Below are 23,728 nucleotides of genomic sequence, written 5' to 3'. Positions count from 1 at the left end.
CGGAAGCGCTGACCGACTCGACGAACGCGGCCGCGATCGACAGCCTGCGCAGACTCCGCGCCTGGGAGCTGCGCAACGCAGGTCTCGCCTGGCGCGACATCAAAGTCCCGCCCCGGTGGGTCGGCGCCGTGGACGCTCACCTGACCAACGTGCAACAGTACCTGGCAGGTGAAGGCGAAGGCGGTTCCGACGGCGATGGTGATCGGACCTTTGAACGGTACTTCGACGGCTGCCGGGCGGCATTGCGGAAGGCTTGTCTGCGCGCATTCCCCGACGGCCGGCTCTACTCGCTTTACGACACCCGCTCGACTGCCGCCGCGAACATGCAGGCAACCAGGTCCCGAAGCCGCGGCAATCGTCATGGGCCACTACAGGAACAAGCGGACGATCTCCGAGAACTACGCTAGCTCCGATCGGGCGTTTCGTCGACCTAGTCGATTCGCGCCCGGCCTGGCCGACACCCAGTACCAGCGCGACCACAGTGGCGCACCGACGAGCGGAACAATCGGCGCCGGCCGAGACGGCCGGATCGGGCGATGCGCCCCCAGCTCCAACTGCCACGCGACGCCCGACCAAACAAACACTGTCGCGTCGGCTCAGCTGCTGTGAGCGGGACATGCGCCGCAAGTGTCCAGGTATTAATCGACCAACCCGCCCGCCCCAGCCCAATGTTTCACGACATTTTGGTGCATTTGTTTTTATTCAATACTGACAACGACTTAACTGTATTTTCTCGTGTTCTGCGGCAAAATGTTTCACGAAATGAAGCCGAAATCACGACATTTCACGACATTCCTCCGAGTCGCTCCAGTTGTCGGCCATAATTAGGTTATCAAGTAACTAAATCGCCCATGCAGCAGCCCTTCTCGATCGTCGAAATCCCTTCTATCCACTCGGATCACGACGGGTCGGGTGGAGCACCTGATGCGCAGCGAGCGAGCGAACGTACCGCAGGTGATGGATGGCCCACCATCTGCACGCTGGCGGAGCTCGGGCGAATCCTAACGCTGATCCATGGGGTTCGCGCACCTGCTGATTCTTCGCTCAAGAAGTGGAGCGCGGCCGGCGCGTTCCGGAACTGCCTGGCGAGCAAGGAGGACATCGAAGCCAGCGAGGCCCCCTCCTCCCTGACGCATGAGGCACTGCAGCGGCCAAGGCGGGGTGGGCGGCCGGGATTGAGGCTACGCACTGCGTCGGCCATCGGGCGTGTCTACGAGCTCTGGCCTTTCCTGGCTGATTCCGACTCCAACGCTGTCCTGGAACTGGCGGTCGCCCGGACTGCCGATCGCTTCCGCTCCGCGCTGGGGCCGATCCCCGCTCCATCCCACCCTCCATCGCTTGCGGAACAGGCGGCAGCGTCCGAGCCGGTTCTCAAGGAGGTTCAGGAACAGTTGGCCGTGCTGACAAGAGAGATGGCCGCGGTCCGCCGAGAGCTGGCCCAGTTCTCGGCACTGCGCAACAACCTCATCACCAAGCTGGACGACGTGGTCGCGCGGGCCAAGGACGCCTTCGCAGGCAGTGGACAGTCGGCAGGCGCCGGCTTCGACCCGCTGGCAGAGGCCCGCCGCGACCGCGACATGGGGCTGATGAAGTCGACCTTGACCGAGATCCTCGCGACGCTGGAGCGCATCGAAGCCGGCCGCACCTGAGGCTTTTGCGGGGAGGGGGTGGTTTGAAACTACCCCCTCCCCCGTCATCGAAACAGTCAATCGGGATAGGGGCCGGTCCCGAAGGACAGGACCCCTCCCACAGCACCCGGCATGCGGGTCCGCACCGGGCGGTTTTGAAGTGGTTGAGGTGGCCACACGCGTTGCCGCGTGCAGCTCCTGAACTTGCCGGTCTGCGGGCCCCCGGTGTTGGTTACCTCGCTGCCACCGCGGTGGCGAGCTCCCTGCCCAGGGACATCTGAGTCGCTCCAACCCCAAGAGCCACAGGGCTCACCCTCCCACTCCTCGGCCCTTCGCTCCGACCTCGACCACCGAAGCGGCGCTGTCTCGACTACTACGGCCTCTGCTGACTCCTCGGGTACGCCTTGCGACGCCGCCCTTTCAGGCGTGAACCGAGGTCTCCCCAGGTAAGAGCGCGTTCCCTCCCTGCACAACCGCCGGATTTACGCCACTGGGCTCGTGGTCACAAGAGCTTTGCGGTCTCTCGCCCGCTCGCCCCTCATATCCGATTTTCGTTCATCGGCTCGCAGTTTCGCTCCACGTTTCCTTCCACGCTCGTTCGCCCTCACGCAGTTGCGCTTCGCTTCGCTGGTCATGACCAACTCACGGGAGGACTTTCACCTCCAAGAACGCGCCCATGCTGGGCGCACAAAAAAAAGGGGTAGTTTGAAACTACCCCCTTCTTCGCTTCAGCGTCGACTCAGATCGAATCCACGAATCCCTGCATCGCCTTGATAAGCGCATTCTGCTGCTCCGGCGACAGCTTGATCGACAACCTGAACGACGGACGCCCGATGGCATCGAAGCGCAACGACCCCACTTTCTGGACACCCACCTTCAGTGCATGACTGGCTTGAGCCGGCAGCGGCGCCGCCTCCGGAACCACCGACGGCGGTGACACCAGCCGCGCGAAAACGCTTTTGGCCGGGACCACGCCCTTCTCCGCCGACAAGGCCTGAGCCCGCGCCAGCAGTCCCGCCTCGTCTTCCGCGAGCGCCTTGCCCAGATCGGTCGCCCATGCGAGCTGGATCGACTGCGGGGTCGGAAACGCCGCGATCACGGTCGCCGGCAAACGCGCCAACGCCAGCGCTTTGCCGAGGTTGCTGATGTCCACTCCCAACGCCGCCGCCATCTGCCGGTTCGACGGATAGACCCCTTTCTCGAGTGCTCGCAGGTAGGTCATGCCCTGCTCCCAGGGCGAAGGATCCGCCCTGCCCCGGTTCTCACGATCCATCTCCTCGATCAGCGCCCGATCGTCCAGGTTCTCGACCACGGCCCAAACCGGCAGGCCGATCTGGCGGCAAGCCTCGTAGCGCCGATGACCGAACACCAATTCGTAGCGCGGACCGTCGCCCGGATTCGCGATCGCGCGAACCTTGATCGGCTGCGAGTTGCGCCCGGCCTCCTGGATCTCGCGCTTGAAATCCTCGAACAGCTTGCCCTCGAAAGCAGAAGCATGGCGGTTGGCAAACTCGCTGCGCGCGATGTCCGCAGTGTCGATCTGTCGCGCCGGCAGCGCGCCGTCCCAGCTGCGCAGCTCGTCGCGAACCTCGCTCAGGCGCCCTTCCAGCTCGTCGACATGCGCCGCCTTGGCACGCAGTTCGTCGTTCTCGCGCAGCAGATCGGAACGCTGGTCGTTGGCAAACGCCATCATCGCGCCGGGGGCCGTCTTCGGCTTCGCAAGCTCAGGGTTGGGCTGCGAGCCGGGCAGGATCGATGCGAAGTCGATCTTGGAAGCTTTGTCTTTCAGTCCCATGTCAAACCGCCGTTTCCAGAACTTGCCGCTCCGCCACCTGACGCGCCCAGACGGCCTCGATCTGCTGCTCGATCAGTTCGCACATCCGGTCGTAGGCTACCCGGGCCCGGGAGAAGGTCTTGGAGTTGACCGACCCGCGCGGCAGATCGTAGACCGTGCCGAACTCAGCGCTCGCGGTCGCGGCCACCGCCGTCTTCGGAATCTCGATCGGCAGCACCTTGTCGCCGTAGCCCTCGAGCACCCATTGCCGCACCACAGAACTCGCCGTGTCCGAGGCCTCGACCCGCGACAGCAGCACATCGATGAATTCGAAGCTCTTGTCCTTGCCGCGACTGCGAACCAGCTGATTGCACAAGTCGGAGAAAAGATCCCAGAACTGTGCCGAACTCGCGAAGTCCAGCGCCGACGGCGGCAGCGGCATGATCACGCCGTCGGCCGCCATGAGCGCATTGATGGTCACGTAGCTCAGCGAAGGCGGCGTGTCGATCACGATGACGTCGTATTCCTCCCGCGGCAGGTCCAGCCCGCGGTCCAGCACGCGCCAAAACTCGAAACCCGGATCCCGGGCCTGGCGCGCCGGCAGATGGAACTCAGCGCCGTAGAGCAGCGGGGCCGCGCAGACCAGATCGATATTGGGCCAGTAGGTGGGCCGAACCGCATACTTCAGGTTCTCCTGGTCACCGGTGAACAATGACATGGCCGTGTGCTCGGTTTCGACCTCTGCATCGGGCAAGACGCCGAACAGCGTCGTGGCGGAGCCTTGGGGATCGAGGTCGACCAGCAGCACCCGGTGGCCGCGCATCGACAGGCCTTGTGCCAGAGTCACGGCAGAAGTGGTCTTGGCGACGCCGCCCTTGAAGTTGGCGACTGTGATCGTGATGCCGGCCGCGCCTTCCGGCCGCAGATGCTCGGAGCGCAACTCGCGCGCCCAGCGCTGTGCCTCGGCCATCGTCCATTCACGGCTGTTGCCGTGAATCTCGCCCGCTGGGAGGTCGCCTCGGGTCAGTCGGTAGGAGATCTTCGATTTGTCGACGCCGCAGAGGTCCGCCAGTTGCACCGCCTTAAGCGTGGGCGCAGACTTGATGGCTGTGGGTGCCAGCATCGCCGCCCGGATGCGGTCCATCATGCCGGCAATCTTGTGCGCTTGTTGCTCGATGTCCTCCAGGTTTTGACGTCGAATGGTTTGCTTGATGTCCACAGGATCTGCCTCGAAAGTTGCGATGTCTTGCGATTATGCAGGGCACATGCGAAAAAACGAAGAAACCACGATCCATCAACCGAAGTAGCGTGTTCCTTCTGTGGTTTTGGTCCTCTTTCTAGGCCCTCGGGGGAGATTAAGAAGAGAACTTCAATTAATTCAAGAGATTAAGTCGAACTGAATTCGTAATTTCTTCAATTAAATCAAGTACTTAGAAACGATCAAGAGGCTCAAGTGTCCAGACTTTAATCGCTTGCGTCCGGCTTTTGAGCGAAGCCGTCCAGCCTTCCATCGGCATCTGTCCGGGTCGGCATCGGAGCCGCCGGCAGCTTGTCCACAGCCCCAAAAACGGCCGCAATGCACCGGCCTGGCGCAAGTGTCCGGGTTTTAAGCGCCTTCTTGAGGCCTTCCAGGGGCCCGTTCGGGTGGGTAAAACTCCAGATGTCCGGGTTTTAATCGCATCCTGAAGACGCCCGAGAAGGCCCGCGGGGAGCAACCGTCCAGCTTTTAATCGGCCTCGGCATGTGGGCCCGGCGTCCAAATGTCCAGGTTTTGATCGGGCCACGGCGCGGACAACCGGGCAGGCTTGTGTCCAAACGCCGTTGGACATAACATTGGCGCTGCCATGAGCCATCCAAACGCGGGAAATCCGGGCGACAAACCCCTTGACAAACCCCTTATGAGCCACGCCGTCGACGACGTCCTGGAGCTCAGGAAGCCGCACGAGATGATCGTGATGATGCCGCGCTCTGCCCGGGTCACCCTGACCGGGCGCCGGATCTACAGCGCACTGCTGCAGGTGGCGCAGACGCGCTTGGTGGCCTTGCCCGGCATGCCCGCGGCCGATTTCATGTTCGAGGCGCCGCTGGCGGCCATCCTGCGCACCACCGGCTCGAGCGGCAGCGAGCGCACCGCGGCCAAGAAATACCTGATCGAGATGCGCAGCCTCGAGGTCGACTGGGAGTCGACCGCGCCGGGCGACGGCGTCAAGTGGCGCGGATTCTCGATGCTGTCCGAAGTCGCGTTGGAACTGAGGCGCGGCGAGAACTGGGTCAGCTGGTCCTATCCGCCGACCATCATGGCCGCCTTGAGAGATCCCCAGCGCTGGGCGCGGATCGATCTCGACGTGCTGGCCAAACTGGGCTCCTACACGGCGGTGGCGCTCTACGAGATCTGTGCGCGCTACCGCGAGAACCCCAGCGGCGTCACCAGCCGCAAGCCGGTCACCTGGTGGGTCGATGCCTTGAGCAACGGGCCCGGGGCCGAACGGCGCGAATGGCGCAAGTTCAAGAACGAGCGCGTCAAGGATGCGGTGGTCGAGATCAACGCCGAGACCGACCTCGACATCGACCTGATCGAGCACAAGCAGGGCAGGGTGATCACCGAAGTCCAGTTCGCGGTGCGCAAAAAACGCCAGGTCTCGGCGCCGAGACCGCCGACAGGCGAACCGGTGGACGCCACGTTGGTGTTGCGCGCTGAAACGCTGGGCATCCGCGAAATCAAGCTGGAAGGCCTCCTGAAGGAGTTCGGCGACGAGCGCGTGCGCACCCAGATCGAGGTGCTCGAGCGAAGGGCCGCCAACAAGTCGCTRCGCACCATCGAGAACGCCTTTTCCTACCTTCGCTCGCTGTTGCGCAACGAGCCGACAAGCGAAGCCGCGACCGATACCGGTGCCGCCATCCCAGCGCCTGCAGTGCCGCGGTCCGAGCCGGAGTCCGCCGTTCAGGTGGCGAATGCCGCAGGCGCGAACTGGCTGCGCGAGCAGATCGAGGCGATGAAAAAGGAAGTCGCGGCGCTCGAGCCCGCGCAACTCAAGCGCTGGGTCGACCAGGCCCTGCAGGACCTGGCGCGCAAGGGCGCACTGAACGCCGTCATCAGCCGCCGCGCGGCACAGGGCGACGTGCTGCACGGGCTGCTGGGCTCGGCCGTGGTGTATGCCTATGCCGACGCCACTTACGGACCCGACTGGAAGGTCGACCGCCAGCTGTTCGACGCCGTGCAATAGGGGCAGGGCGGTGGGGCAGGGCGCTTATGCCCTGCGCATATAAGCACCTTTCGAATGCGTCGTTCCCTTCTGGTTAAGGGTTAGCGACAATTGCGGACTTTGCCGCGCTGCCCTTTGGGCCCGCCTGACATGCGCCAGGTGTTGCGCGACCGCTCCGTTCATGCCTTCTTCTCCCGCGGCCGGGCCTCAGTCCCGGCCACCCCTGATCCGGCTCGAGTCGGTGCAGAAATCCTTCACCTTGCCCAGCGGCGACGTCTTCGACGCCGTCCGTTCGCTGTCGCTCGATATCCACGAGGGCGACGTGTTCGGCCTGATCGGCAAGAGTGGCGCCGGCAAGTCGACCCTGCTGCGCCTGATCAACCTGCTGGAGCGTCCCGATGCCGGCAAGGTGCGGGTGGGCGGCCGCGACCTGACCGCGCTGTCGCGCCGTGAGCTGCGCGACACCCGGCAGAACATCGGCATGATCTTCCAGCAGTTCAACCTGATCCAGAACGCGACCGTGGGTGACAACGTCGCCTTTCCGCTCAAGATCCATGGCCGCCATTCACGCGAGCAGATCCGGGCCCGGGTGCGCGAATGCCTCGACCTGGTAGGGCTGGCCGAGAAGATCGACAGCTACCCGGCGCAACTCTCGGGCGGCCAGAAGCAGCGCGTGGCGATCGCCCGCGCGTTGGCGCCTCGGCCCCAGGTGCTGCTGTGCGACGAACCCACCTCGGCGCTCGACAGCGAGACCACGCGCGCGCTGCTTGAGACGCTGCGCGACATCAACCAGAAGCTCGGCGTGACGATCGTCATCGTGACCCACGAACTGTCGGTGGTCGAGGTGCTGTGCCGCCATGTCGCGATCCTCGAGCAGGGCCGGCTGGTGGAGCAGTTCGAGGTCGATGCACCCGCCACCGAGCGCGCCACCGCGCTGGGCCGCGAGATCGACGCCCTGGTGCGGCGGCGCGAGCGCGATGCGCGCGAAGCGGTCGAGGCCCAGGCCGCGGCAACTAACCGCAGGGAGCCGGCCCATGCCTGAGAACATCGTCGCCATCCTGCCCGAACTCGGGATCGCCATCGCCCAGACCTTCATGATGCTGGGCATCGGCCTCTCGGCCGCGCTCTTGATCGGCGGCCCGCTCGGCGCGCTGCTGTTCCTGCTCGGGCCGGGCCAGTCGCTGGAGAACAAGCCGGCCTTCCTGATCCTCAACTGGATCGTGAACACCGTGCGCTCCTTCCCCTTCATCATCCTGCTGGTGGCGCTGGTGCCCTTCACGCGGGTGATCGCGGGCACCTCGATCGGGCCTCTGGCGGCCGCGGTGCCGTTGTCGGTGGCGGCCATCCCATACCTCGCGCGGCTGGTCGACCAGTGCCTGCGCGAGGTGCCGCGTGGCGTGATCGAGGCGGCCCATGCGATGGGCGCCTCCGAGCTGCAGATCATCTGGCGCGTGCTGATCGTCGAGGCCCGCTCGGGCCTGGTGCTGGCTTTCACCGTGCTGGCCGTGAGCTTCCTGTCGTACTCGGCGATCGCCGGCGTGGTGGGCGGAGGCGGCATCGGCGACCTGGYGATCCGCTACGGCTACTACCGCTTCCAGACCGACGTGATGGTGCTCACAGTGACGCTGTTGGTGGTGCTAGTCCAGATCATCCAGTTCGTCGGCAACACCGCCGCCCGCCGCCTGGACAAGCGCTGAACCCCGCGCCGCCGAAGATTTTCGATTTCCAAACAGTGACCGTTTCCATGAAGACATCTCTCGTCCGCCGTTCCGTCCTCGCCCTCTCGGTGCTCGCACTGTCGCTCGGCGGCCTCTCGCTCGAAGTCCAGGCCCAGGCCTCGGGCAAGAAGGACCTGGTGATCGGCGGCACCGCCGGTTCCAACTTCGACCAGCTCAAGGTCGGCATCGTGCCGCTGCTCGAAAAGAAGGGCTACAAGGTCAAGCTGGTCGAGTTCAACGACTACGTGCAGCCCAACCTGGCGCTGGCGCAGGGTTCGCTCGATGCCAACTTCTTCCAGCACCGGGTCTACCTGCAGAAGTTCGCGACCGACCAGAAGCTCGACATCGTCGAGCTGGTGCAGGGCCCGATCGCACCGCTGGGCATCTACGCGACCAAGCGCAAGACGCTGGCCGAGATCAAGGACGGCGACCGCTTCACCCTGCCCAACGACCCGAGCAACCTGGCCCGCGCGCTGGTGCTGCTGGAGCAAAACAAGCTGATCACGTTGAAGCCCGGCATCGATGCGCTGCGCGCCTCCGAGAAGGACATCGCCGAGAACCCGCGCAAGCTGAAGTTCATCCCGCTCGAGGCCGCGCAGCTGCCGCGTTCGCTGGGCGACACCGACTACGCGGTCATCACGGGCAACTTCGCGATGTCCTCGGGCCTGAAGCTGACCGAAGCCGTGGTGCTCGAGAAGACGCCCGATCACTACCTCAATGTGGTCGCGGTGAAGAGCGCCGACAAGGACACGGCCTGGGCCAAGGACATCATCGAGGCCTACCACTCGAAGGATTTCCGCGCCGTGGTCGACAGCAAGTTCCCGGGTTACGCGAAGCCGAGCTTCCTGCAGTAGGCGGAGCGGAGCAGGGCGGCAGCTTCCGCCGATGCATTCAGGCGATGCCGCAGGCGTGCGTCGAGACCCGAGGCATGATCGGGCTCTTCGACACAGCCCTCATTCACCACATCCGAATGCGCACCATCGGCCTCCTCGGCGGCATGAGCTGGGAATCCAGCAGCGAGTACTACCGCGTCATCAACCAGCATGTGCGCGATCGCCTCGGGCCGCTGCGTTCGGCGCAACTGCTGATGCACAGCGTCGATTTCGGCCCGATCGAGCGGGCGCAGCATGAAGGCCGCTGGGACGATGCCGGCGCCATCCTCGAAGACGCCGCGCGCCGGCTCCATGCAGGAGGCGCCGACTGCATCGTGCTGTGCACCAACACCATGCACAAGCTGGCCGATCGCATCCAGGCCGCGACGCCGCTGCCCTTCATCCACATCGCCGATCCGGTTGGCGCCGCCGCCGCCCGCGCCGGCATGCATCGCGTCGGATTGCTCGGCACCGCCTTCACCATGGAGCAAGGCTTCATGAAGGACCGACTCGCGCAGCGGCATGGGCTCGAGGTGCTGGTGCCCGAGCCCGGCGAGCGCGCCGAAGTGCACCGGATCATCTATGACGAGCTGTGTGTCGGCATCGTCGACGACGCCTCGCGCGAAGCCTATCGCCGCGCGATCGACTCGCTGCAGGCCCGCGGCGCCGAGGCCGTGGTGCTCGGCTGCACCGAGATCTCGCTGCTGGTCAAGGCCACCGACAGCGAGTTGCCGCTGCTGGACAGCACCGCCCTGCACGCCGCTGCCGCGGTCGATTTCGCCCTGGCGGATTAGATCTGGTCTGTAAAGGCGGCGTGCCTTGCCGGCGCACACTTCCCATCAAGGAACGAGGTCCCTCATGTTCATCGTCACCCTCACGTACATCCGTCCGCTCGAGGACCTCGACGCGCTCATGTCCGAGCACGTCGCCTGGTTGAAGAAGCACTACGACAGCGGCCTCTTCATCGCATCCGGACGGCAGGTGCCTCGCAAGGGGGGCGTGATACTCGCGCGCTCCGGCAACCGCCCCGAACTCGAGGCCATCCTCGAGGAAGACCCGTTTGCAAAGAGCGGTTGCGCTCGCTTCGACGTCGTCGAGTTCACGCCCAGCATGACCGCGCCGGGCGCCGAAGTGCTGAAGCAAATCTAGCGGCAGGCAGTGCCTGCGGCGATTTCTCTGCGTCGGCAACGTCGACGGCGACTCACTCGACAGGCCGCTCCTTCTCCGCATCACGACGCACGATCTCCTTGACCATCGCGCCGAACTGCGTGATGAGCACGTTGCGCACCACCAGATTGCCGATGACTGGCGGGATCGCGAAGTCAGGCACCAGCCGCCCCGAATAGGTCAGGCGCACGGTACCCGCGGGCAGGCTCTCCAGCGTGTATCGGCCCTCCATCTCCCTGAGGTTGCCGCCGACCGCGCGCGCCGTCACACGCCGCTGCGGGGACTCGACAACCGCCAGCTTCGCCTGCACCGGCTGCCTGAACACGAGGAAGCTGAACTCCCCCGTCTGCTCGATCATGAATCGGTCGGCATCGCGCTCGAGCACGCGGGAACTGCGCATGTAGGGAATGAATTCGGCGAGGTGGTCGTAGTCGGTGATGACCTTCCAGGCCGTGAGCGGGTCCACCCGCATCTCGGCCGACGCCGTCACGGTGATGGACTCGCCCTGGCCGTCGGTCCTGATCTCGACCTGCTGTGCGTTCGCGGCGGCCTGGATGCACAGCACCCCGGCAAGCACCCAGGCCACCGCGCCAGCGCGGGGAGTCAGTGCGTGGGCCACGGCGTTGGGTTTCACAGGGTGATCGCCATGGCGGCCTGGGCGGTGAAGTCGCTACGATCCCGACTTCGCGTGCTGAGCCCGGTACTTCGCGATCTCCGATTTCAGGTCGGTGTACTGTTCGCACGGAAAGAAGCAAAGCTTATCGAGCGTCTTCAACTCCTTCTCGGCCCGCGCGAGATCGCCCATCTGCAGATAGGCCTCGCCGAGATACTCGTGCGCGCCCAAGTGCTTCGGATTGATGGTCAGCGCCTTCTCATAGTCGCTTAGTGCGGCATCCAGGTTGCCCAGCTTGCGGTGCGCGTGGCCGAGTTCGTTCCATGCGTCGGCGTCGCCTGGGCTGCGCAGGACGTAAACGGTCATGTGCGCCAGGACCTGCTGCCAGTCCTCCTTGCGGACTGCAGCCATGCCGGCCCTGAAGTCGGGATCCGGATTGGCCATCTGGCTGCCGTCACCACCACCACCACCACCGCCGCCGCCACCACCACCGCCGCCGCCGCCACCACCGCCGCCACCGCCACCCGCCGCCAGGGCGGACAAACTGATTGCCAGCGACAGGCCGGAAATGAACACGATCAATGCTTGTTTCATGGTGGTCTCCTTCGCGGACAAGGTCTCAGCGATTGTCGATGCGCCCGTAGACACCATGAGCTCCTCCGCTCGGCCCCGCGGCGAAGAAAAGTGTGTTTACAGGCTGACCGTTCAAGCCATTTCCGAACGCGATACCGCGCAAACCGTCGATCACGATCGGGTTCCCGTCCGCCATCGAGAGTGTGCCCATCAGTGCCCCGGTCGTCGAGTCGAATGCGTGGACAACCCCGTCCCCGGTATTGGCGACCAGCAGGGCATTGCTGAAGGCGCCGAAGTTGGCGGGTGCCATCGCCATGCCCCATGGCGCGTTGAGYGCACCGCCGACCGGAACGAGTCGCTTGACGAGGTTTCCCGCGGTGTCGAATACATCGACCGCGCCCTGGCCGGCGCCTGCAGCTTCGTTGCGCGCCAGCGCGTCCTGCCTGGCGTAGCTGACGTAGATCAGTCCGCCGATCGCCTGCAGCCCGAACGGCGCGTAGCCGGGCGGCATGGCCGAATCGATGAAGCCGCCCCCGACGCCGACCCGGGTGAAGTTCGAGTCGAACACGTCGACCTTCCCATGGTGAAAATCCGCTGCGTACAGAAAGTCCGACGTGCCCTGGCTGGCGAGCGCCAGGCCCGTGTAGACCGTACCCGCGGCGCCGTCGTCGAAGACCGTGACGGCGTGGGTCATGTCGACGCCGGGCGACCAGCCGGACAAGGTGCCTGCCTGGCCGGCGAAGATGAAGGCGCTGGGACCGGACGTGCCGTTCGACGTGACCATGAAGGTCGGATGGTCATTGAAGACGATGCCGGTCGGCATGGCGCTTCCGGCGGTGCCGGACGGGATCGCCACCACCAGTGATTGCGGCACACCGTTGCCGTCGTAGAGCGTCGAACTCGACGTCCCATTGTTCGCCACCCAGACAAAGCCCCTCGGGTTGAAGGCCACGCCCCAGCCCTTGATCAGACGTGGGTCCATGTTGGCGCTGCCATAGGGATTGCCGCTCGCGGGGAGATCGGACACCAGGCTGGTGGCGGCAAAGGTCATGCCTGCGACCGCGCTGGGGCCAGTCACAGGCATGCCGTTGACGTAGCCAACGCCGGTGCCGGTGGCGGCGCCTACGCTCGTCGCGGCCATGCCGTTGTAGCCTCCACCGCCGCCGCAGGCGGCCAACCCAAGCGCGCCTGCGCAGGCGAGCCAGTACAACTTCATGCGATAGGCGCTCATTTGCATCTCCTTTGGGCCGGGGTCGGTGTATTCCGCACCGAGGCCAAAAGGTTCATTCGCCGGCGATTCAGAAAGCCAGCGACGCGCTCAGCACCAGCGCGCTACTCGCCGTGCGCCTGTAGGCGGTCGGATAGATGCCGCTGCGACCGCCGGCGACCCAGTCGAGCCGCACTTCCCAAGCGTCGCGCGCGACGGCCAGCCCCAGGCTGCCGTCGAGGGTCAGGCGCCCGCCGTAGGTGGCAACGCCGCCGACTCGCATCAGTGCGCCCACGTGGGCTGTCGCGCGTGTCATCGGCGAGAGCGGAAGCCCGACGTTGAATTCGCCATAGGCCGTTCGTGCGCCGCTGCCGAAATAGTCGGGTGAGTAGCGCAGCCGCAGGTTCCATCGGTCGCCGCTCAGGCCGCCGAAGCCCTCGTAGAAGTCGTAGCGCGAGTCGACGCCGAAGTGAACGCCGGTCGCACCCGCCTCCCAGCCGAGGCGATCGGACAAGCGGCCCGCGTACCCCGCGTAGCCGAGCACTTGCAACTGTTGCCGGTTGTAGGGGCCCAGCGACACGCCCGTGAGCGAGGCGCCGCCATACCAGCCGCTCGGATCGTCGTGGCTGACGCTCAGGCTCAGCGTGGGCCGTTCGTCGCTGAGAGAAACGCCGCGGTAGAGATAGTTCGAAAAGAACGCAATGCTGCCGCCGGTCTGGGCGGACGCGACGCAGCCGACAAGGGACAGCGAGAAGCAGAGCGCGGCACGCAGACCGGCGCTCGGCATGTCACTGACGAAGGTTGAGGGGTATCGTGGAGCGCGTCACGGTGCGGACGCAGGCGCCAGAGCCTGCGACGCGTGACAGTGTGGCACAAGCGTCGATTCCTCCGCCGGGAATCGACACGATGCTGGCCATGGAGGGCGGCTCCGCACCCGCCGGCGACCGCTCGCGCAACAGGGCGAACAGCCCCGCCACATGGGCGGCGGAATAGGACGAGCCGGACACGAGGTTCCAGCGGGCACCGGGCAGGGTGGTCGGCACATCGCGCCCCGGAGCGACCAAGGCACCCGGCAAGGCCGGCTCGCCGGTGTCGTCGGAGACGGCCACGACGCCGGCATGCGAGGCCGGAAAGCCGCCACCCGGCAGCTTTCGATCGACGGCGCCGATGACGCTGATGCGGCGCGAAAGCGCTACGTCCAGCAGCCGATCGAGCAATCGATCAGGCGGGCCGGTGAGGCTCAGGTTAATGATGTCGGCGTCGTGCGAGATGGCGAAGTGCAGCGCCATGGCAAGGCTCAGGCTGGTGCAGAAGGTCCCCTGGCTGTTCTCCTGCCAGCAGGCGCGCAGCGCCAGCAGGCGCGCGTTCGGTGCCACGCCCACGATGCCGACCCCGTTGTCGGCGCGCGCGGCGATGATGCCGGCGACCGCGGTGCCGTGGTCCTCGGGGAGGTCGCCCCGGCCCTCGACAAAGTTCTCTTTCAGCGCCACCTGGCCCACGAGGTCCGGGTGCTGCGTGTCGACCCGGCTGTCGACCACGGCGACCCGCACGTTGCGGCCGGTGGAGATCTCGTGCAGATCCGTGAGGTGCCAGGCCTGCGCCGGTGGCTGCAGCGGGTACAGCGGGTCGTCATGACTTTGGGTTCGATAGAGGTTCATGGGCTGGGCCCACTCGACGCGCGGATCGCGCGACAAAGCCTGCGCCACGCGATCGGGCTGCTGGTCTTCCGGCACGGCCAGCACGAAGCAGTCGACGGCCAGCAGCGGAAGCACCCAGTCCGTGACCAGCGTCAACCCGTGTTGGCGTGCCAGCGCGGCAGCCACACGGCGCCGGGCACCGTGGGCGGGGCCGTCGCCGTAGCCGCCCGAATAGGCGCTTTCGGGTCGGAAGTGCTCCGGTGGCAGGCGCAACAACAGCAGCACCTGCTGGTTGGCGGTGGTCGACGCCGCGGTCTGATCCGCAGGCCCGGCGCGGGCCGGCGGCTGAAACGCGGCGAGAGCCAACAGACAGGCGACCAGAAGCCACTTCATGGCGCCGCCCGACCGTCGAGCGATTCGACCAGCAATACGGCGCGTTCCTTGCGCAATTGCTGCACCGCCGCCGTTTCGAGGCCGGCCGGCACGGCCAGCAGATAGGCGTCGGTGGTGGTCGGTCCGTAGACCAGCCGGGCCTTGCTGTCGCGCAACACCCGCCGCATTTCCTGCTCGGTGGCTTCGGGCCGGAACCTCACGATCAGGTTGCCGCCGTCGGCGGTGGCGGTCGGCCCCGCGGGCCCGCCAAGGGCGCGGAAGCGCTGTTCGGGAAGAAGCGGAACGACCAGCAAGCCGCCCAGCGTGGCGACCAGAACGCACTGCCCCAGCAAGGCCCAGCGAGTCCAGGGTGCGCATTCGCGCCAGCGGTCCCGCAGCCGCGCCACGAAGTCGTTTCGTCGCCGGGGCGCCGCGCCGGCGGCGATGCGCTCGCGCAGCGTCGCCAACCCCTGCTCGACATCGTCCGGGATGCCGATGCTCTCATTCGAACAAACCGCCTGGAGCTCCCGTTCCCAGGCCAGCTCGGCCTGGCAGCGCGGGCACTCCGCGATGTGGGCTTCGACGCGGGTGCGATCCGCAGCGTCGAGACTTTCACCGACGTACCACGGCAGCAACGCCTGCACCTCCTGGTGCATGTCGGTGCCGAGATGAACCACACGCCCGCTCACAGCCAATCCTCCAGTCGGTTGGCCAGCAAGGTCTTCAGCCTGCGCCGCGCGTGGAACATGCGCGTCTTCACGGTGTCGACCGGGCAGCCGATGATTTCGCCAATCTCGCGATAACCCATGCCATGGAAATAGGTCAGGTGGACCACCGTGCGCTGTTCGAGCGAAAGGTGGTCCAGGGCTTGCGCCAGCGCGACGCGGATCTGCGACTGCGCCGCATGGTATTCAGGACCGGACTCCAGCGGCGCGGGTTGATCGTCGTCGAACTCGGCTTGCACGGGTTCGTCCAGTCGGCTCAGCGCCTTGATGGCCTTTTGATAGGCGATCGCGAAAATCCAGGTCGATACCTTGCAGCGTCCGTTGTAGGTTCCGGCCCGGTTCCAGACCACCAGCATGGTGTCGTTGAGCACTTCTCCAACGAGCCCAGGCCGCCGTGTCACACGGTCCAGGAAACGTGTGAGCCGCGGGTGGTAGACGCGGTAGAGCTGCTCGAACGCCGGCAGTTCGCCGGCCGCGGCAAGGCCGACCAGGCGCACCTCGACGCTTTCGGCCAACGGCGGGCCCACGGCCTGTCGCCGGACGGCGTCTTTGGGAATGCTCGGCATGGCGGGCTCGTGATGGGAGACTCTCAGAGACTCTACTCCTAGGTTTCGGGGCGGACCGCGACGGCCCAGCGCCAAGCGGGTTGAAGTCGGGTTCGGACGGCACTCCCCGAACCGATCCGTTTATTCCCGGAAACGGACTTTTGGTTCAATCCCATGAGGGCCGTCGGCGCGAACCAGGGCGGTTGTGCGGGAATGAGTTGAAACAGGCAGCGCAGCCAGGTCATCTAATCGACAGAGAGACGCCATGCACACCACCCGCACCCCCACGACCGCCCCGGAGAACGCCTGCGAACTCGAACTGGCCAGACGCGCCTCGCAAGGCGACACGCTCGCCTTCGAGCGCATCATGAGGCGCCACAACCAGCTGCTGTTTCGAACCGCGCGCAGCATCCTCAAGAACGACAGCGAAACCGAGGACGCACTGCAGGACGCCTACCTGCGGGCCTGGCGTGCCATCGGCAGCTTTCGCGACGACGCGCAGCTGTCGACCTGGCTGGCGCGCATCGTGATCAATGAATGCCTGGGACGGCTGCGCCGCCGCGGGGCTCAGGTCATTCCGCTCGGCCACGGCGGCGACCCGGACGCCGAGCCGCCTGAGTGGTCAGTTGCGGACGACCCCGACCGCCAACCGGAGCGCCTTGCCATGCGTGAAGAAATGCGCCGACTGATGGAGCAGCGCATCGACAGGCTGCCGGACCTCTACCGCACCGTGTTCATGCTGCGCGCCGTCGAGGAGATGAGCGTCGACGAAGTCGCGGCCGCGATGGAGATTCCCGCCGCCACCGTCCGCACCCGCTACTTCCGCGCGCGCAGCCTGCTGCGCGAGAGCCTGTCGCGCGACGTCGATGTCGCGGTCGGCGATGCCTTCTCGTTCGATGGCGCGCGCTGCGACCGGATCGTGGCCCGCGTGCTGGCGCGCCTGGTCGACGACTCGCTATCCCCTCGTCCCTGACTCACCCAAAGGAGTTTCCATGTCTTTCCTCGAAATGCCCACCCAGGTCGCTGCGCGACGCCTGTTCCTCGGCCGGTCCGGTCTGATGCTCTCGGGCACTGCCGTTGCGCTGCTCGCCGGCAACGGCGCGCTGGCTGCCAAAGCCGGCGGCGAAACCGCCCATGACGTCCAGATTCTCAATACGGCCCTCGGGGCGGAGCTCGAGGCGATCGCGGCCTATCAGCTCGGCGCCGAGAACAAGCTGCTCGAAAAGCCGGTTCTCGACTTGGCCCTGGTCTTCCAGGGTCACCACAAAGAGCATGCGGAGCTGCTGGCCAAGACGATCGCGAAACTCGGCGGGAAGGCGGCCGTGGCCAAGCCCAGCTACGAATTCCCGGTCGAGCAGCTGAAGTCGCAGGCCGACGTGCTCAAGTTCGCGGCAAAGCTGGAGCAGGGCGCGGTCAGTGCCTACCTGGGCGCCGTACCGCTGTTCGGCAACCGCGAGTTGGCCAAGGCGGCGGCGAGCATCCTCGGCGACGAGGCCATGCACTGGGCGGTCCTGCGCCAGGCGGTGGGCGAGGCGCCGGTCCCCGCGGCCTTCGTGTCGTGAAGAGGCTCGGGCGGGCGGCGGCCGGCCTACTGGCCTCGTGGGCGATGACACCGGCGCTGGCTGTGCCCGACGCGGCGGTGCGAGGCGAGCAGGTCTACGCACGGTGCCAAGCCTGCCATGCCTTGGCGACCGATCGCGTGGGCCCGCACCACTGCGGCCTGTTCGGCCGAGCGGCTGGCACCGTGCCGGGCTTCAACTACTCGCAGGCCATGAAGAACTCGCACATCGTCTGGAACGAGAAGTCGCTCGATCGCTTCCTGGCCAAGCCCCTTGCCGTGGTGCCGGGCAGCACCATGACCTACGATGGCGTCGCCGACCCGAAGGACCGCGCCGACCTGATCGCCTACCTCCAGCATGCGAATGAGAGTCCCGCATGCCGCACGCAGGGACGCGATTAGGGTGAACAGTCCCTAGCGCCTCTTGCGTCCGGTCAGCATCGTCGCCGGGAGATTCTCCCGCCACCACCAGCTCATCACGCCCACTGCAAGCACGTGAACGATTGCAGCGGCCATCAGGACATTGGCAAGCCATGCATGGACCGCTTGCACGCGCTCGTCGCCCCAGAAGGCGTCCAGATGGCTCATCCATCCGGTGAGTCCCAGGAGAGCCACGAGCGACCAGAGCAGCCACACCATCCACAGCCCCAGGGGATCGTGGCCGACGCAGCGAGGCGCGCGAGAACGGACAAAGACCACGGTCGACGCGATGGAGGGCCGCATCGCGACAAGGCTGGCGTGCCCTCTTGAAAGCGATCCCCATAGCAGACGTGTCACGACCGCGCCAAGGGCGACGTAGCCCACCGCGCGATGCGCCGGCCCGCCATCGTCCTGAAGGGAGCAATAGATCACGGTCCCTGCCAGCACCCAGTGCGCGAGACGCACCGCGGCATCCCAGACAAGCACTCTTCCTGCGGCGCTCCTCTCGCCGGAGGTCGGCATGGCTATTTTTCGATCTCGCTCTTGACGGGCTCCAGCGTTTTCGCGTCGTAGTAGATCTCGACCTTCTTGCCTGCAGCGTTCTTGCCGTAGATCTCATAGCAGTTGCCATCGATCTTGAACTTGGAGATGGTGTAGCCTTGCGCCGCGATCCTGGCCTTGGCGTCTGCTTCCGTCATCCATTCGGCTTTCGGATAAGGCTTGCAGTTTGCCTTGGCGAAGGCGGGCGTGGATGCGAAGGCGCAGAGGCCGAGAACGACGAAAACGAGTTGCTTCAATGTCTTGCTCCTGATCGGGAGCGCAAATGCTAGCACCGGCTCGGGCCCCATAGGGCGCAGGATGTTCGCCATGGCAGGGCAGAATCGGCCCCGGAAACTCTGCGCGCAAAAACTGGAGGAGAACGCCGCCATGACCGTCGAGCTGAGCAAGGAAGCCCGCAAGGAGGCGATCGCCTCCATCGAGCGCTACTTCCGGGAAAACATGGAGGAACCCCTCGGCAACATCGCTGCGGGCGCACTTCTTGGCTTCATCCTGGAAGAAATCGGGCCGGCGATCTACAACCGGGCCGTGTCCGATGTGCAGGAGCGGCTTCAGGCGAGGGTTTCGGAACTGGATATCGAAGTGCATGAGGAGGAGTTTCAGTACTGGCGCAAGTACGAGCGCAAGGGGCGGGAACGGAAATGAGGTGACAGTCGCTCGCACCTCGCCGCGATTTCGAGGCGTCAAGGTGGACTTGAGCCTGGGCGTTACAGCGGTGCGTTCAGATCGCGGCGCTGCCGAGGTGAAGCGCAAGACGCTCGTAGGAGACCCTTGCACGGGGTTGCGGCGTGCTGTCTGACACCGGCCTCGGCAGGGGGCCGACGTCAACGTCAGGACGGAATGTGAAAATTTGCAGCAAAAGTTACTGATTTTGCCGATGCAGAAAAGGAAGTGTTCTTGCCCGACTCCCAAGTCTCGACTCTCGCGCAACAGCTTGAACACCACGCGGGTCTGAGGCCTTCGGCGATCGCCCTGCTGTCCCCAGGAAAGCAGCCGGTCAGCTACGGGCAATTGTTCGCTATGGCGCAGCGCGCGCGACCGTGGCTGGCTTCCCGAGGGCTTGCGTCGCCCGCCCGCATTGCCGTGCTCATGCCAGCAGGACTGGAACTGGCCGTCTCCTGCCTGGTGATCGCGTGCGGGGCCGTCTGTATTCCCCTGCACACGGGGCTCGCCGAACCTGAACTGCTGGCCCTGCTCGGGGATGCCCGGGCCGATGCGCTCATGGGGCTGCCGGGCGACCCGGTGCCCGCCCGGCTCGCGCAGGCGCTTGGACTGGCCTCGCTGGTCTTCGACCTGCCGCAGTGGCTGAACGGCCTCGCTGAAGGCGCGGCGGACCCGGCCGCACCCTGGCCCGACGCCGCGGATACGGCCCTCGTCCTGATGACCTCGGGCACCACCGGAAGGTCCAAGCGGGTGCCGCTTCGGCAGCGGCAACTCGTGCATGCCGCGCGGCAGACCGCGCATCACCTTGAACTCCGCCCGGATGACCGCGGGCTGCTGGTGATGCCTGCGTACCACAGCCAGGGCTTGATCGTCGGACTGCTGGCGCCCCTCGCTGCCGGGTCGTCCGTCGTCTGCGCGCCCGTTTTCGACGCCTCGGAATTCCTGCGCTGGGTCGGCGAATTCCGTCCGACCTGGTACACCGCTTCACCGCTTGTTCACCAGGCCGTCATCGATCTCGTGTCCCAGCGCGGCACCGGGATGCCGCCGCATGCCTTTGGCATGATTCGATCGGCATCGTCACCGCTGTCCGAGGCCTTGCAGCACCGCATCGAGGACCTGTGGGGCGTTCCGGTCATTCAGGGCTACGGCATCACTGAAACGGCCGGACAAGTGGCCTGCAATCCATTGTCGCCCGGCGTTCAGAAGCCGGGCTCGGTCGGCCGCCCTGTCGGCGCTGACTTGCGCGTGACCGATGACGAGGGCCATCCGCTGCCAGCGGGGCAGACGGGTGCCGTGATGGTCCGTGGACGCTCGGTTTTCGACGGCTACGAAGACGCGCCCGATGCAGACGCCGACATCTTCCGGGACGGGTGGTTTCGTACCGGCGACCTCGGCTGGCTCGACGCTGATGGCTACTTGTTCCTGGCCGGGCGCAGCAGGGAGATGATCAATCGGGGCGGCGAGAAGATCTCGCCCTTCGAAGTCGAGCAGGCGCTCATGCGCCTGCCAGGCGTCGCACAAGCGGTGGCCTATCCGGTGGCGCATCCGACGCTGGGCGAAAATGTCCATGCGGCCATCGTGCCCGTCCCGGACAGCGCCGTGGAGGGACAGCGGCTCCGCTCCGCGCTATTCGGCGTCGTTGCGGACTTCAAGATACCGGCGTGCATCCATGTGGTCGACCGCATCCCGCTGGGCGCCGGTGGCAAGGTCCAGCGACGAAGCTTTCAACATCAGGTCGCGGCGCTTCTCGCCGCCGTACCTGTCGACGTGCCGTTGACAGGCTTGCAATGGCAAGTCGCGGCCATGTTCGCGCGTACCCTGGGCCACCCCTTGATTGCATTCGACGCCAACTTCCTCGCCATCGGGGGTGATTCCCTGTCGGCGGCACGGCTGGTTCTCGAGGTCAATGAGACCTGGGGAGTCGACTTGCCCGCGTCGGCACTGCTGGCTCAGCCGACGGTCACGACCTTTGCGGCTCGCTTGCAAGCCGCGATCGAAGAAGCCGATGCGCTAAGCGCGGCCTTCAAGTCCGAATTGGATGCCCTCAACGACGACGAGGTGGCGCTTCTGCTCGGAACCACCCTTCGAACCTAGATTGATACACGATGGATGCAACCTCGACCTTGAGCCCTGCGGACACTTCGATTCCGACCAGTCCCGAAGCCCGGCGGCGCATTCTCGCTCGCAAGCTCCAGCAGCGCGCCCAGGCAGGTTCGCCCACGACCCTTGACCCGAGCGATGGCGCGCCCTTGGCCTTTTCGCAGGAGGGACTGTGGTTCCTGGATCAAATGGCCCGCGGGGGCGCCTCCTACAACATTCATTCGGTGACGCGCCTTCGCGGACCTTTGAACAGCGAACTACTCGAGCGCTGCCTTCAGCGCCTGCTGGCGCGGCATGACAGCTTGCGCGCCGAGTTTCACGCCGCCGAGCAGGCGCCGGTGCAGAAGGTCATCCCGGTGCAAGTGGCGCTGCAACGCTTCAGCCTGCAGCAGGTGCAACTCGCCGCCGCGGGCGCGGAGACCGCACTTCGGGAGCGCATCGGAACCACCATCGCTCGGCCATTCGACCTGTCCAGCGCCCCGTTGCTGCGCGCCGAGTTGTTTCAGCTCGCTCCCGACGACCACGTGCTGGTGCTGGTCGTTCATCACATCGTGGCCGATGGCTGGTCACTGAGTGTCATCAAGCGCGAGCTTGCGCAGCTCTATGCGAGTGGCGGCGAAGACGCTGAAATGGCCGCGCCGCCGCTGGCCTTTTCCAACTACGCGATCTGGCAGCGCCAGCGCTTCGAACGCGGCGGCCTTGACGCGCAGGCCGCCTATTGGCGCGAGAACCTGCGCGAACTGCAGACCCTGAACCTGCCGACCGATCGGGCACGACCGTCGCAGGCGGCCCATGTCGGACGCACGCTCTGCCTGGGCATCGACGCGACGCTCGCCGCCGGATTGAGGACGCTCGTCGCGCAGCGGGACGCCAYGCCTTTCATGGGACTTCTTGCGGCCTTCAACGTGCTCTTGATGCGCTATACCGGCCAGACCGACATCGCGGTAGGTGTCCCCTTGGCGGCTCGGCACGACGCCCGCCTGCGCGACATGGTGGGCTATTTCGCCAACACGGTGGTCATGCGCAACCATCTTGAAGGCCAGGCCGGATTCGATGCGCTGCTGGAGCGCGTGCGGCAGACCACGCTGGCGGCGCTGGTCCACCAGGACATGCCCTTCGACCGACTGGTGGCGGAGTTGAATCCCGAGCGCGACGCCAGCCGCAACCCGCTCTATCAGGTCTCCTTCGCGCTGGAGAACTTTCCTCACCGCACCCTCGCGCTGAGCGGCCTCGAATGCGAGCAATTGGCCGTTTTTTCCGAGACCTCCAAGTTCGACCTCTCCCTGGTCATTATCGAGTCCGGCGCCGGGTTCGAGGCCCTGTTCGAATACCGCACCGACCTGTTCGAGGAACGCACCATCGTCCAGATGGCGGCGCACTTCGTCACGCTCCTCAGGGGGATCGTCGCCGATCCCGAGGGCGCGCTGGATCGTATTCCGCTGATGGATGCAGTCGAGCGGCACCGGGTGCTGGTCGAGTGGAACCAAAGGCTCCCCGCAGTTGCGCGCGACTTGCCGGTGCACGCCCTCTTTCGCGCACAGGTGCGAGCGACGCCCGACGCGGTCGCGCTGCGCTTCGGGTCGCATGCCACCAGCTACCGCGAACTCGACCTGCTGTCGGATCGCCTGGCGCACGAGTTGCTCGCGCTGGGCGTCGGGCCCGAGGTACTTGTCGGCCTTTGCATGAAGCGCTGCCCAGGCATGGCAGTCGCCCTGCTGGGCATCTTCAAGGCAGGCGGCGTCCTGCTCCCGCTGGACCCCGCGCACCCGGCCGAGCGGCTGCACGCGATGCTGGAGGACTCGCGTCCGGCCGTCATCCTGACCCAGTTGATGCACGTGGATCGCCTGCCGGCTGCGAAGTGCCTCGTGGTTCCGGATGACGGCGGATCGCTCCCGGCCGAACCCTTGGCCGGCCTGCCCGAGCTCACACGCCAGGATCACCTGGCCTACCTGATCTACACCTCGGGCTCGACCGGCAAGCCCAAGGCTGCACAACTGATGCACCGCGGCCTGAGCAATCACGTGCTCTGGATGAACGATGCACTGGAGATGAGCGCCAGGGACCGCGTGCTGCAAAAGACTTCGGTCACCTTCGACGCGGCGCTCTGGGAGTTCCTCTCGCCGCTGTGCTGTGGCGCGACGCTCGTCATCGCGCAGCCCGATGTGCATGAGGACATGCACCTCCTGGCCGCCGCCATTCGAGAGAACGACATCAGCGTCGTCCAGTTCGTCCCGTCCGAGTTGCGCGTGATGCTGGACGCGCTGGCCGGGGCGGACTGTCCGAGCCTTCGCTATGTGCTGAGCGGTGGCGAAGCGATGGATCGCGCACTCGCGCTGTCGTTCCGACAAAGGCTGCCGGGTGTCAGGCTCGGCAACTTCTATGGGCCCACCGAAGC

Annotated in this window: 25 protein-coding genes; 14 read left to right on the top strand and 11 right to left on the bottom strand. The window is 65.8% G+C overall.

Annotated elements, in window-relative coordinates:
* Both AC1DY5_RS08560 and AC1DY5_RS08555 read left to right on the top strand, forming a co-directional pair.
* On the top strand, positions 1-407 hold a 407-nt coding region (locus AC1DY5_RS08560), incomplete at its 5' end, for a hypothetical protein (RefSeq protein WP_478110755.1).
* Positions 408-1,397: 990 nt separating this feature from the next.
* Positions 1,398-1,649: a hypothetical protein gene (locus tag AC1DY5_RS08555; RefSeq protein ID WP_478110752.1), complete on the top strand. Its 252-nt coding sequence runs from the start codon at positions 1,398-1,400 to the stop codon at positions 1,647-1,649.
* Positions 1,650-2,367: 718 nt separating this feature from the next.
* Here the strand turns inward: AC1DY5_RS08555 and AC1DY5_RS08550 are convergent.
* Entirely contained in the window at positions 2,368-3,423 is a 1,056-nt protein-coding gene (locus AC1DY5_RS08550) for a ParB/RepB/Spo0J family partition protein (RefSeq protein ID WP_478110751.1), read from the bottom strand.
* Between the two features lies 1 nt (position 3,424).
* Positions 3,425-4,621 carry a ParA family protein gene (locus tag AC1DY5_RS08545; RefSeq protein ID WP_478110749.1) on the bottom strand — a complete coding sequence of 399 codons (1,197 nt, stop codon included), beginning with the start codon at positions 4,619-4,621 and terminating at the stop codon, positions 3,425-3,427.
* A gap of 679 nt (positions 4,622-5,300) precedes the next feature.
* Between AC1DY5_RS08545 and AC1DY5_RS08540 the strand changes: the two genes are divergently transcribed.
* The 6 genes from AC1DY5_RS08540 to AC1DY5_RS08515 all read left to right on the top strand — a co-directional run bounded on the left by AC1DY5_RS08540 (position 5,301) and on the right by AC1DY5_RS08515 (position 10,344).
* On the top strand, positions 5,301-6,626 hold the full coding sequence (locus tag AC1DY5_RS08540; RefSeq protein WP_478110747.1) for a hypothetical protein: 1,326 nt from the start codon (positions 5,301-5,303) through the stop codon (positions 6,624-6,626).
* Between the two features lie 160 nt (positions 6,627-6,786).
* Positions 6,787-7,647 carry a methionine ABC transporter ATP-binding protein gene (locus AC1DY5_RS08535; protein WP_478110744.1) on the top strand — a complete coding sequence of 287 codons (861 nt, stop codon included), beginning with the start codon at positions 6,787-6,789 and terminating at the stop codon, positions 7,645-7,647.
* Positions 7,640-8,302: a methionine ABC transporter permease gene (locus AC1DY5_RS08530; RefSeq protein ID WP_478110742.1), complete on the top strand. Its 663-nt coding sequence runs from the start codon at positions 7,640-7,642 to the stop codon at positions 8,300-8,302. The genes AC1DY5_RS08535 and AC1DY5_RS08530 overlap by 8 nt, the downstream gene beginning before the upstream one ends.
* Positions 8,303-8,349: 47 nt before the next feature.
* On the top strand, positions 8,350-9,177 hold the full coding sequence (locus AC1DY5_RS08525; protein WP_478110740.1) for a MetQ/NlpA family ABC transporter substrate-binding protein: 828 nt from the start codon (positions 8,350-8,352) through the stop codon (positions 9,175-9,177).
* A gap of 74 nt (positions 9,178-9,251) precedes the next feature.
* Positions 9,252-9,989 (top strand): aspartate/glutamate racemase family protein, encoded by a 738-nt coding sequence (locus AC1DY5_RS08520; RefSeq protein WP_478110738.1) that lies wholly within the window; start codon positions 9,252-9,254, stop codon positions 9,987-9,989.
* A 64-nt stretch (positions 9,990-10,053) separates the two neighbouring features.
* Complete coding sequence (locus AC1DY5_RS08515) at positions 10,054-10,344, top strand: YciI family protein (RefSeq protein WP_478110736.1); 291 nt, start codon at positions 10,054-10,056, stop codon at positions 10,342-10,344.
* Between the two features lie 52 nt (positions 10,345-10,396).
* Here AC1DY5_RS08515 and AC1DY5_RS08510 read toward each other — a convergent pair whose 3' ends face one another.
* From AC1DY5_RS08510 to AC1DY5_RS08480, 7 genes are all read right to left on the bottom strand, one after another.
* A complete protein-coding gene (locus AC1DY5_RS08510) occupies positions 10,397-10,996 on the bottom strand; it encodes an SRPBCC family protein (RefSeq protein ID WP_478110734.1) in 600 nt (199 codons plus the stop codon).
* Positions 10,997-11,032: 36 nt separating this feature from the next.
* Positions 11,033-11,569 carry a tetratricopeptide repeat protein gene (locus AC1DY5_RS08505; RefSeq protein WP_478110731.1) on the bottom strand — a complete coding sequence of 179 codons (537 nt, stop codon included), beginning with the start codon at positions 11,567-11,569 and terminating at the stop codon, positions 11,033-11,035.
* Between the two features lie 25 nt (positions 11,570-11,594).
* On the bottom strand, positions 11,595-12,779 hold the full coding sequence (locus tag AC1DY5_RS08500) for a TIGR03118 family protein (protein WP_478110729.1): 1,185 nt from the start codon (positions 12,777-12,779) through the stop codon (positions 11,595-11,597).
* A 67-nt stretch (positions 12,780-12,846) separates the two neighbouring features.
* Positions 12,847-13,542, bottom strand: a complete 696-nt coding sequence (locus AC1DY5_RS08495; protein WP_478110727.1) for a TorF family putative porin — start codon at positions 13,540-13,542, stop codon at positions 12,847-12,849.
* Position 13,543: 1 nt separating this feature from the next.
* Positions 13,544-14,785 (bottom strand): S8 family peptidase, encoded by a 1,242-nt coding sequence (locus tag AC1DY5_RS08490; protein WP_478110725.1) that lies wholly within the window; start codon positions 14,783-14,785, stop codon positions 13,544-13,546.
* Positions 14,782-15,453 (bottom strand): zf-HC2 domain-containing protein, encoded by a 672-nt coding sequence (locus AC1DY5_RS08485; RefSeq protein ID WP_478110722.1) that lies wholly within the window; start codon positions 15,451-15,453, stop codon positions 14,782-14,784. Before AC1DY5_RS08485 ends, AC1DY5_RS08490 begins: the two co-directional genes overlap by 4 nt.
* Positions 15,450-16,055 carry an RNA polymerase sigma factor gene (locus AC1DY5_RS08480; protein WP_478110720.1) on the bottom strand — a complete coding sequence of 202 codons (606 nt, stop codon included), beginning with the start codon at positions 16,053-16,055 and terminating at the stop codon, positions 15,450-15,452. Before AC1DY5_RS08480 ends, AC1DY5_RS08485 begins: the two co-directional genes overlap by 4 nt.
* Before the next feature lie 244 nt (positions 16,056-16,299).
* On the opposite strand from AC1DY5_RS08480, the gene AC1DY5_RS08475 reads away from it, so the two are divergent.
* From AC1DY5_RS08475 to AC1DY5_RS08465, 3 genes are read left to right on the top strand one after another with little or no spacing between them, the layout of a single operon-like run.
* Positions 16,300-17,007 (top strand): RNA polymerase sigma factor, encoded by a 708-nt coding sequence (locus AC1DY5_RS08475; protein WP_478110718.1) that lies wholly within the window; start codon positions 16,300-16,302, stop codon positions 17,005-17,007.
* A gap of 19 nt (positions 17,008-17,026) precedes the next feature.
* Positions 17,027-17,596 (top strand): ferritin-like domain-containing protein, encoded by a 570-nt coding sequence (locus tag AC1DY5_RS08470; protein ID WP_478110716.1) that lies wholly within the window; start codon positions 17,027-17,029, stop codon positions 17,594-17,596.
* A 44-nt stretch (positions 17,597-17,640) separates the two neighbouring features.
* Positions 17,641-17,994 carry a c-type cytochrome gene (locus AC1DY5_RS08465; protein WP_478110757.1) on the top strand — a complete coding sequence of 118 codons (354 nt, stop codon included), beginning with the start codon at positions 17,641-17,643 and terminating at the stop codon, positions 17,992-17,994.
* A gap of 12 nt (positions 17,995-18,006) precedes the next feature.
* Here the strand turns inward: AC1DY5_RS08465 and AC1DY5_RS08460 are convergent, their stop codons facing one another.
* The gene (locus tag AC1DY5_RS08460; RefSeq protein ID WP_478110714.1) at positions 18,007-18,534 is read right to left on the bottom strand and encodes a cytochrome b/b6 domain-containing protein; all 528 of its coding nucleotides are present in this window, start codon (positions 18,532-18,534) and stop codon (positions 18,007-18,009) included.
* A 2-nt stretch (positions 18,535-18,536) separates the two neighbouring features.
* Positions 18,537-18,809: a PepSY domain-containing protein gene (locus tag AC1DY5_RS08455; protein ID WP_478110712.1), complete on the bottom strand. Its 273-nt coding sequence runs from the start codon at positions 18,807-18,809 to the stop codon at positions 18,537-18,539.
* Positions 18,810-18,939: 130 nt separating this feature from the next.
* Between AC1DY5_RS08455 and AC1DY5_RS08450 the strand changes: the two genes are divergently transcribed.
* The 3 genes from AC1DY5_RS08450 to AC1DY5_RS08440 form a co-directional block, all read left to right on the top strand.
* On the top strand, positions 18,940-19,215 hold the full coding sequence (locus AC1DY5_RS08450) for a DUF2164 domain-containing protein (RefSeq protein ID WP_478110709.1): 276 nt from the start codon (positions 18,940-18,942) through the stop codon (positions 19,213-19,215).
* Positions 19,216-19,461: 246 nt separating this feature from the next.
* On the top strand, positions 19,462-21,327 hold the full coding sequence (locus AC1DY5_RS08445; RefSeq protein WP_478110707.1) for a non-ribosomal peptide synthetase: 1,866 nt from the start codon (positions 19,462-19,464) through the stop codon (positions 21,325-21,327).
* A gap of 11 nt (positions 21,328-21,338) precedes the next feature.
* Positions 21,339-23,728: non-ribosomal peptide synthetase (locus tag AC1DY5_RS08440; protein ID WP_478110705.1), on the top strand; the 2,390-nt coding region annotated here is incomplete at its 3' end.

Source organism: Variovorax sp. P4_D9 (assembly GCF_056401695.1).
The sequence above is the reverse complement of the archived record's forward strand: the minus strand, read 5'-3'. Positions and strand labels throughout refer to the sequence as shown.